This is a genomic window from Peribacillus sp. (assembly GCF_059453735.1).
In genome coordinates, this window is record NZ_JAZVJO010000173.1 from 1 (window position 1) to 9889 (window position 9889).

Here is a 9889-nt window from a genome sequence, read left to right on the forward strand (position 1 = left end):
TAAATTCAAGAATATGGGGATACAAGTTGAAAAGACAAAATCACGCCATGAAATATTCTCAACTGTTTTTCGCGATGATCCGGAAGTCCTGTTGTCTCAAACTTCATTATTTTCCCAACAATTAGCCTGTATAAAACCAGATAAACGAAAAATGAGCGAATTATAAGTCATGAGCGTGCGCTAATCAGGGTATGCTTTTTTTATTTGTTTAAAAACCTCTTTAACTAGCTAAAGCCTGTACTATAATGCCATTTATCCTCATAGAATAAACTAAATAACCAGGTAAGGGGACATATATGTCAGACATCATAATGAAATGCTTGGCTTTATTTTCTGATATGGGGTATTTCGGAATTATGTTTGGTTTAATGATTGAAATCATTCCTAGTGAACTGGTTTTGGGATATGGCGGCTATCTAATCAGCCAAGGGAAAATGGAGTTTGGCGGTGCCGTTTTAGCGGGAACGATTGGAGGAACCCTGGCACAACTATTTCTCTATTGGGCTGGTTCTTATGGAGGACGACCGTTTTTGATGAAGTATGGAAAATATATCTTAATCAATGAACATCAATTGGACGCAGCAGAGAGATGGTTCAAACGGTACGGAGCAGGGGTAGTGTTTATTGCGAGATTCATTCCCATTGTGAGGCATGCCATCTCTATACCAGCTGGAATTGCAAAGATGTCACCAATACGGTTCATTGTTTATACGGTATTAGCCATCCTTCCATGGACGATCCTTTTTTTATGGCTCGGTAAAACACTAGGAGATCAGTGGCATTTAGTAAAAGAAGCATCAGCACCCTATATAGGAGGACTCTCGCTATTAATCATATTAGCGGCTTTGTATTTTTGGTGGAACCGAAATACTCAGGAGCCTATCGTAGTTGTCACAAGAAAAGAATTTTTTAGAAACAAACAGAATAAATGATAAAAAAAAAGCTGCAGAGAATCTGCAAGCTTATTTTCAATTCTTAATTAATTTCGTTCTCTAACTTTAGTCGTTCGAGATTTTTTGTTACTTCAATGCACTTTATTGAGTGATCTTCCATTTCTAAGACCTTGAAACAGAAGCCGTCTTTTTCAATAATATCATTCTCATGTACTTCATAGTTTTCTGTTAGAATCCATCCGCCGATTGTATCAACGTCTTCTTCGTTGAGGTGAATACCAAGAAGATCATTAACCTCTTTTACGAGTACCTTGGCATCGAACATATAATGTCCGTCTTTAATCTTCCTAATCGAAGGTACTTCGTCTATATCAAATTCATCGCGGATTTCACCAACGATTTCTTCAAGGATATCATCAACTGTTACTAATCCTGAAGTGCCGCCATATTCGTCCATCAATACGGCCATATGAATACGTTCTTTTTGCATTTTTAAAAGTAAATTATGAATTGGGATATTCTCCATTACACGAATAACAGGACGAGTGTAGGCTTTTAAACTCGTTGAAGGGCTTTTTCTTTTCTTAACAAAATCAGAAAAAACTTCCTTAATGTTAATCATCCCAATAATATGGTCCTTATCTCCATCTACTATCGGATATCGGGTGAATTTCTCTTCCTTCACAATGTCAATAAACTCTTGGATGGTACCATCGTTATCAAGTGTAATGATTTCAGTACGCGGAACCATAATTTCTTTGGCAATTCGGTCGTCAAATTCAAAAATATTATTCACATATTTGTATTCAGCGTGATTAATTTCCCCGCTCTTATAGCTTTCAGAGAGGATCATTCTAAGCTCCTCCTCGGAATGTGCAATCTCTCCTTCCGAAGCAGGTTTTAATCCAAATAGACCAGTGACAAAACGTGCTGAGTGGTTTAATAACCAAATAAACGGAAACGCAATCTTATGAAACATTATTAATGGCTTAGCTATTAGCAAAGTTACTTGCTCTGCTCTTTGGATCGCGATTGTTTTCGGAGCTAACTCACCCACAACTACATTTAAAAAGGTAATAACAGAAAAGGCAATTAAAAATGTTAAAATTCCTGAAATATCTGCTGAAATATGAAGTTTCTCTAGGACTGGTTCCAAAATACTATTCATTGTGGGTTCACCAATCCACCCAAGACCTAGTGCAGTTATCGTAATTCCTAGCTGGGTAGCAGATAAATATTCGTCAAGATTCCCTGTTACTTTTCGTGCAGCTTCGGCTCTTGGATGTCCTTCTTCAATAAGCTGATCAATCTTGGAACCACGCACACGAATAATCGAAAATTCGGATGCTACAAAAAAAGCAGTTAAAGCAATTAAAATGAAAACTAAGATTAAATTAAATATGTCCAACCATGTTGGGGCGGATTCAACAGTATACAGAACTTGAATCTTTTGTTAATTGAATGTTCAAGTTCTATAAATGCAAACTGCAGGAATCGTCCCGGTCACCTCCTAGAACTGATTAATAGTTGTTGTTTTTGATTAGTATATACATAAATAATGGGAGACATGTTCGTACAGATTTTATCTATTATAATTGATCTGTCCATGCCAATACGCTCAATGAATCACCCTCTATCCTTTAAGTATAAAGAATAATAGGTCATTCAGTCAAAATTTTCGAGCAGGCTTAGTCTCCCCATATTCTCAAAGATGATAAAGAAATATACAAATTACCCATCAAGGTCTATTATGTAGTGTTAGTTACTTAGTAAATGGTTCAGGATGCGACAGTCTCCGCCCGCATGTGTCCTTATGAGTGGTCCTCGTCAGGCGGGCGTTTTGATATCTTTAATCCGATCAGTAAGGCTAGTGAGGTAAGAATATCCGTTGTATTATTTAAGCCGTCTGCCCATAAACCCTGTGAATGACCGAAATGACCAATGCTCAACTTTAATATAGAAAGGAACAAATAGGCAGCTATACTTACATATGCTCCTTTGTCAGCGGTAATAGAGTATTTGTCTTGGTACATATATTTTACCTCCCGCAATTGCCTGTTAAAGATAATAAAGTAAAGGTGTGTGTCTATAGAAAAAGAGTCGTCTGGAGCCATTAAAATTGGGGTTTTTCAGCTGTATATCCTGGACGTAAATTTGTTGTCTTAAGTAAATCTGTCGAAAAGTCTAGAATTTAATAACTTGTATGTGCGTGAAATTAATAGTATATTTTGTGTAAGGATAATTGAATATATCCACAAGGGGAGCCGTATGGCTGAGAGTGAGCGAATGAGTTCTTACCCTATGAACCTGTTAGTTAATGCTAACGTAGGGATGTGGTTTTGGATAAAGCAATGCAGGTTGATCCATAACCCTCTGTCATTGCTTTTTTGCGTGCAAAAAACAATGGCAGATACTCATGAACGCTTCCCGCAAAGATGAAGGGGGAAGGAAAATGAACCATAAGACATTATTTTTAGTAGAGGTAGCTGTTTTCTCTTCACTGGCATTATTACTTGATTTAGTATCGGGATTTATTTTTTCAAGAATTTGGCCGCAGGGCGGATCAGTATCCATTGCCATGGTACCGATTTTTCTCATGGCTTATCGCTGGGGAATAAAAGGCGGACTTTCTACAGGATTTTTACTTGGCCTTTTACAAGTCGTTAGTGGAACAGCTTGGATTGGGCATCCTGTGCAAGGGTTTATTGATTATTTTCTTGCCTTTACTGTAGTGGGAATTTCAGGTGTTTATATGAATCAAGTAATTAGTTATTATAAGAATGGCAACAAAAAAATGGGGTTGTTTTACGGAATAGCAGGTATGTTTACAGGGAGCTTCTTGAGGTATATTTGTCATGTTATTTCAGGAATATTCTTTTTTGGATCATCCGCCCCTGCCGGTACACCAGTTGTTACATTTTCTCTGATCTACAACGGCACATATATGCTGGCAAGTTTTATTCTTTCAGGAGTAGTAGTAGCCATGTTGTATTCTTCGGCTTCGAACGTACTTCTGAAAAAAGCATATTGAAACGATTTCCTGTCTTTTCCGCTCTGGCGCTACACAACGTAAAGAAAAAACGTTGGGCGGCAAGGAATGGTGGACAAAAGTGTCCGTCACAGGTTACATCTTACAAAAAAAAAATATCAGTCTGCATTACCGTATTCTAGATGATGAGCATTACAGAATCTACAGTAGTCTAGATGAACAGGAAGCTAAGAATCGTTTTCAAGAATTAATTTCCACCAAAAAACAAGGCCGTTCTCTGTAGGAGAATCGGCCTTGTTTGTTTATTCATTGTCAGGAATGTCAAGAGGTCTATTCATTTTCGCAATTAGAACTGGGCATGGAGAATCTTTAATAACAGCGCTGCTGGTGCTGCCTAATAAGAATTTTTTTAATCCGCTTTTTTCACTTTCTCCTACAATAATAAGGCTGGCATCCGTACTTTGAGCATAACTACAGATGCTGTCTCCTGTATTTCCTTCTAATACTTCGAAGCGGCCTTGTATTTGGTGTTCGCTTAGTAATCTTCTTACTGTACTTTCAGCCATGGTCACACTGTTTTTTACGACTGTATGTGTATCATCCGCCTGCGTAAAGCCAGGTTCTATTGCGAGCACAGGTTGATTTTGAGCAGGATTAATATAAAATCCTTCATTCATTTCAGACATGGATTTTCCTATTGTTCGCTGTTCAACCTTTTCATTAAAAACATGCACAATGGTGAGATGAGAGCCTAAATATGTTTTATGCAGCTTTATGCCGTACTCGATTGCTCTTTTTCCGCTGGGCGTGCCATCGTAAGCTGCAATGATATGGTTAAATTCTATTTCCATGTTTCTTCATCTCCTCAAAAGTTTTAATGTGAATAGTTCACGAATCTAGATGAAGGGATAACGGTTTATTTTGTTATACCCTCTTTTACAAAATATATCCATAGTTAATTATGGATTTTGTGACAAAAAGCAACAAATAAGACGATGGTCATCTGTGAAAATGGGAACAGTTGGTATATTATAATAATATGCTGTCTAGAAAGAGGTGGTAAGATGCAACGTGAAATTCCAAAAATGCACCCTACGATCAAACGCTGCTTAACCCATCTAGAAGTGTTAGGCACCGATGATAAAACAAAACAAATTGTCTATATGTATCTGCAAATACTATATAAAGAAATGTCCTTATCCAGTAAACACTCTAATGATCATTAAAAGTTCCAGCAGTCGATTTATTTCGACTGCTATTTTTTTAGGATTAGTGTATGTTTATTGGGAAATCATTAAACTAGTGACATAATGATATAAGGGTAGTAAAAGAGGACAGAACTTTTTTACCTAAATAGGTTCTACTATAAGAAGATTTTTTGATTGTTGGAGGGATTGTTATGGAAGGGTATCGACAGTTAAGAACAAAAAAACGGAAAAGGGCCAGATTAATTAGTTTTGTTCAGGTTGGTATCTTATTACTGTCAATTATTACACTAGCAGCAGCTGGCTTTATATATTCTGTATTACCAGATACTGATATCAGTCAACTAAAGAATCAGATTGGTCACTCTACTAAAATTTATGATCAAAATAAAGAATTGGCGAGTACTGTGACTGCGAACAAGTCGGAGGGAGTATCGATAGAAAAAATACCTGAACATGTAAAAAACGCTGTGATTGCAATTGAAGACCGCCGTTTTTACGAACATCATGGTATTGACTATAAGGGGATAACGCGTGCGATGGTTAATAACCTGAAGGCGGGTGGAATTGTTGAAGGAGGCAGTACGCTTACGCAGCAGTTCATAAAAATCTCTTTACTTGAATCTGACAGGACCTATAAACGAAAAATACAAGAATATTTTCTCGCGAAAGAAGTTGAACATGAATATAAGAAAGAAGAAATCCTTGAAATGTATCTCAATCAGATTTACTTCGGGCATGGAGCTTGGGGAATTAATAAAGCATCCAAAATATATTTTGGAAAAGATGTAGAGAAATTAACCATTTCGGAAGGAGCGATGCTTGCAGGTGTCATTAATCTTCCAAGTAAACTAGATCCCTATAAAAACTATGAAGGAGCGATTAATCGACGAAATCTTGTCCTTAGCCGAATGGATGATCTGAAATTAATTAGTGCTGAGGAAGCTGAACAAGCGAAGAAAGAACCAATTACTCTTGCTTCGATTGATCAAGTAGACCCGCTAAAAGGAAAGTATCCGTATTATGTCGATCATGTTTTAGCAGAAGCTTCTAAAATGTATAAGCTTGATTTAGATGAATTGCTGACTGGCGGCTATAAAATCTATACCACATTGGATCAAGAGGTTCAAAGTATTGCAGAGGCAATTTATAAGGAAGATTCAAATTTCCCTACTGGTACAAGCTCAGATCTTGTCCAAAGTGGAACCATTTTAATTGACCCAAAAACCGGCGGAATAAAAGCATTAATCGGTGGCAGGGGAACACACCAATTTCTTGGCTATAACCGGGCTACTCAGTTGATTACTTCACCAGGATCATCGATTAAGCCACTGGCTGTTTATGTACCTGCACTAAAGGAGGGGTATGAATTAACAGATCCTCTGGTCGATGAAAAAATGGCTTTTGGTACTTATAATCCAGAAAATTTGAATGGACAGTATAAGGGAACGGTTCCTATGTATGAAGCAGTCATGGAATCATTAAATGTCCCGACTGTGTGGCTTCTTAATGAAATCGGGATTCAAAAAGGAGTTGACTCCTTAAAGGACTTTGGGCTTCCCTTAGAAAAGGACGATCGCAACCTATCTATCGCATTAGGCGGGATGAGTAAAGGAGTATCTCCTCAGGATATGGCAGAAGCTTATACGGTGTTTGCTAATAGTGGTGTGCGGAACGAGTCTCATGCTATTGTGAAAATTGAAGATCCAAATGGAAAAGAAATCGCGGTTTGGGAAGAACAATCGAAAAAGGTTGCCACAAAAGAAGTAGTAGCAAAAATGAATTCTATGCTCTTAGGTGTAGTCAAGTATGGAACAGGTGTAAATGCCGCTGTCTACGGTCATGAGATTGCCGGGAAAACCGGATCCACACAGGTTCCGATTGAAGGTATTTCAGGAGTAAAAGATCAGTGGTTTGTAGGCTATACGCCATCACTAGTTGGAGCTGTCTGGGTTGGGTATGATAAAACAGACAAAGACCATTACTTAACGACCTATAGTAGTGAAGGGGCTACCAAAATTTTTCAAAAAATTATGGCTCAATCACTGCAATACCAAGAATCAAAATCGTTTAAAGCAGATGATATTGGGCCGTTAATTGAAGAACAAGAAAGAAAAACTGAAGAAGAGAACCAAAAAAACTTTTGGGAAGATAAGAAAGAAGAATTTAAAAGGGGCTGGAATAACTGGCGTAATAAGCTATTTAATAGCGACGGCAACTAAATGGTTTCTTAAAAGGATAGGGGCGGGCATCTTCAGATTCATTTTAGAATCGGGAGATGTCATTTTTTTTGGTAAAGAGATGGGCAGAAACATGCGAATAAAAGATGTTTTGTTTTGGAATATAACCCCATTTTTCTCATTTATCTTATATAATAAAGAGAAAGAATATTTAGATATTTTGTTAGATGTGAACTAAATTGAAACCCAACAGAGAAAAATTAAGAAAAGAGGAGTAAGTATGATTCAGTTTGAAAAGTCGGATATTACACATTTTTTGCAAAATTTAACTCTTAGTGACTTTGCAGTTAGTCCTGATGAAAAGCAGATTGTATTTTGTACAAATTTTAATGGACATTTTAACCTATGGGGAATGGATCTTGAGAAGAAGTTTCCATATCCACTAACGTTTCATAATCAAATCTCAGATTTTATTACCTATTCGAAAACAGGTGAATTCCTTTTAGTCGGTTTTGATAAAGATGGCGACGAAAACAGCCAGATTTATGCGATTAAACCTGAGGGCGGAAGCTTAGTCCCAATCCGTTATGCTGAGGGAGAACGTCATTTCTACGGACATTTGACTGAGGATGGCAGAAAGCTGTATTACTCAACTACAAGTGGAAATGCAAAATATTTAAATAGTCATATTTATGACATGGAGAGTGGCAAGGAAAAGCTCCTCATAGAAGGTAGTGGTGCACCTGTTTTTGTCTCTGCGGTCAGCCCTGAAGAAAAATCATTTGTTTATAGCACACAGTTTGGTAATACATATTCCTTAGCGCATGTTCAAATTGATGGTGAGCACATATTACTTACACCACCAACGGATACGCAGCACACAGTAACCGATTTAGTCTATGTTTCTGAAGTAGAGATTTATTTCTTAACAAACTATGATGATGACCTTAGCTACTTAGCAAAGTATGATCTTCAGTCAAAGGAATTTACAAAAGTTCTTCAAATAGATAAAGAAGATTTTACAAGCATTTATTATTCAAAAAAGGAGCATGCATTGTATATTGTGGGTTCTTATGGTGTAGAAGACAGGCTTTATCGGTATACAATTACGAATGAAAAAAATGAAAAAATAGAAAAACCTGTTGATATTATTGTAAAAATGATAATTATGCCTAACGGTCATATATATATGCTAGGCAAAAGTGCTGCGAAGCCAGCTAATCTTTATGTTTCAATGGAATCCGGAGGTTCTTGGCTGGCGTTAACAGACTATAGAGTACCAGGTGTTCGAGAGGAAGATTTAGTGGAACCTAAAGTGCTGAGTTATCCCTCATTTGATGGTTTGGAAATTGAATCCCTTTTATTCAAAGCAAAGGAAGAAAATTCAAATGGTCATATGATTTTATGGCCGCATGGAGGTCCCCAATCAAGTGAACGTAAATCATTTCGCGGGATGTTCCAATTCCTTGTAAATCAAGGGTACTCTATTTTTGCACCTAACTTTAGAGGCTCGTCGAACTACGGTTTAAACTTTATGAAAATGGTTGAGGGAGACTGGGGTCATGGCCCCCGTTTAGATAATATTACCGGTATTGAATGGTTAATTAAGAATGGCTATGCAGAAAGCGATAAGATACTGCTTTTAGGCGGCAGCTATGGAGGATACATGGCATTGCTTTTACACGGCCGCCATACAGAATACTTTAAAGCGGTTGTTGATATTTTTGGTCCGAGTAATTTATTTTCATTTATTGATTCTTTTCCGGAATTTTGGGTGTCATTTACGGAGCAATGGGTAGGAGATCCAGTGAGAGATAAGGAAAGGTTAACAGCCGATTCGCCAATTACCTATTTAGACGGGATGACAAAGCCCATGTTAGTGATCCAAGGCGCGAATGATCCGCGTGTGGTTCAACAGGAATCAGATCAAATTGTTGCTGCATTGAAGGAAAAAGACCGAGAAGTGGAATATGTGGTTCTAGAAGATGAGGGACATGGATTTACGAAAAAGGAAAATGAAATTTACGTTTACAAGAAAATCCTAGAGTTTTTTAATTCGCATATTAATTGATTAATGTTTGATGGAGTTCACATCTATGTCAAGGACATAAGAAATTATATGAGTATACTAAAAGATGAATTAAGCATGAAAAAGGACTGCCTTAAAGGCAGTCCCGACTAATTAAAAGATAAAGTTAGCAATAATACCGATTACGACAATAGCGCCAATGATCATTAAGATTGTTCTCATGTTTTTTCACATCACTTTCGTGGAGTAATAGTAAGTTTACTCATTAGAGTTTAATTTTATGATTAGAATGTACAACAAAGTCCATCTTGTCTTCAGAAATGTAAGATCCAGCACAGCATTCATTGATCTTCTCCATAATGGCCTGTACGTCAGGACCTTCGATCATAATTTTTAAATCAGAACAGTCCTCAAGGGTTAGCATAAAGGAAACGAGTTTTGATAACCGTTCTGGTTCAACTACTCTGTTCTTACATACAAAGTAAATGCTGCCTTCATAACTTTTGGAAATTTCAAACAGATCCATAATTTGCTGCATGCTTAATTTCTTATCGAAGGTAAGTTTAGATGAAATTGTTTGATTCATAGTTCGA

At 37.1% G+C, this 9889-nt stretch carries 9 protein-coding genes, 1 pseudogene and 1 riboswitch; of the genes and pseudogenes, 6 read left to right on the forward strand and 4 right to left on the reverse strand.

Translation table 11 applies throughout. The features are described from left to right. Both AC52RT_RS05785 and uptA read left to right on the forward strand, forming a co-directional pair. A partial coding sequence (locus tag AC52RT_RS05785) for a hypothetical protein (RefSeq protein WP_495539871.1) occupies positions 1-166 on the forward strand: 166 nt, incomplete at its 5' end. Positions 167-296: 130 nt separating this feature from the next. Continuing rightward, the gene (gene uptA, locus AC52RT_RS05790; RefSeq protein WP_495539863.1) at positions 297-932 is read left to right on the forward strand and encodes an undecaprenyl phosphate transporter UptA; all 636 of its coding nucleotides are present in this window, start codon (positions 297-299) and stop codon (positions 930-932) included. A 43-nt stretch (positions 933-975) separates the two neighbouring features. On the opposite strand, the gene AC52RT_RS05795 is transcribed toward uptA, so the two are convergent. Beyond that, positions 976-2301 carry a hemolysin family protein gene (locus tag AC52RT_RS05795; protein WP_495539864.1) on the reverse strand — a complete coding sequence of 442 codons (1326 nt, stop codon included), beginning with the start codon at positions 2299-2301 and terminating at the stop codon, positions 976-978. Positions 2302-2707: 406 nt separating this feature from the next. Further along, positions 2708-2926, reverse strand: a pseudogene (locus tag AC52RT_RS05800) (cation efflux transmembrane domain-containing protein); the annotation flags it as partial. 214 nt (positions 2927-3140) lie between these two features. Beyond that, positions 3141-3242: riboswitch (TPP riboswitch) on the forward strand. A gap of 103 nt (positions 3243-3345) precedes the next feature. On the opposite strand from AC52RT_RS05800, the gene thiT reads away from it, so the two are divergent. Continuing rightward, on the forward strand, positions 3346-3924 hold the full coding sequence (gene thiT, locus AC52RT_RS05805) for an energy-coupled thiamine transporter ThiT (RefSeq protein ID WP_495539865.1): 579 nt from the start codon (positions 3346-3348) through the stop codon (positions 3922-3924). A gap of 260 nt (positions 3925-4184) precedes the next feature. On the opposite strand, the gene AC52RT_RS05810 is transcribed toward thiT, so the two are convergent. Beyond that, entirely contained in the window at positions 4185-4733 is a 549-nt protein-coding gene (locus tag AC52RT_RS05810; RefSeq protein WP_495539866.1) for a universal stress protein, read from the reverse strand. Between the two features lie 213 nt (positions 4734-4946). Here AC52RT_RS05810 and AC52RT_RS05815 point away from each other — a divergent pair, with 213 nt between their 5' ends. The 3 genes from AC52RT_RS05815 (at position 4947) to AC52RT_RS05825 (ending at position 9338) form a co-directional block, all read left to right on the forward strand. Then, positions 4947-5108, forward strand: coding sequence for a hypothetical protein (locus AC52RT_RS05815; protein ID WP_495539867.1), 162 nt, complete (start codon positions 4947-4949; stop codon positions 5106-5108). Between the two features lie 173 nt (positions 5109-5281). Next, the gene (locus tag AC52RT_RS05820) at positions 5282-7309 is read left to right on the forward strand and encodes a transglycosylase domain-containing protein (RefSeq protein WP_495539868.1); all 2028 of its coding nucleotides are present in this window, start codon (positions 5282-5284) and stop codon (positions 7307-7309) included. Positions 7310-7547: 238 nt separating this feature from the next. Further along, positions 7548-9338, forward strand: coding sequence for a S9 family peptidase (locus AC52RT_RS05825; RefSeq protein ID WP_495539869.1), 1791 nt, complete (start codon positions 7548-7550; stop codon positions 9336-9338). 223 nt (positions 9339-9561) lie between these two features. On the opposite strand, the gene AC52RT_RS05830 is transcribed toward AC52RT_RS05825, so the two are convergent. Next, the coding region (locus AC52RT_RS05830; protein ID WP_495539870.1) for a hypothetical protein at positions 9562-9889 on the reverse strand (328 nt) is incomplete at its 5' end.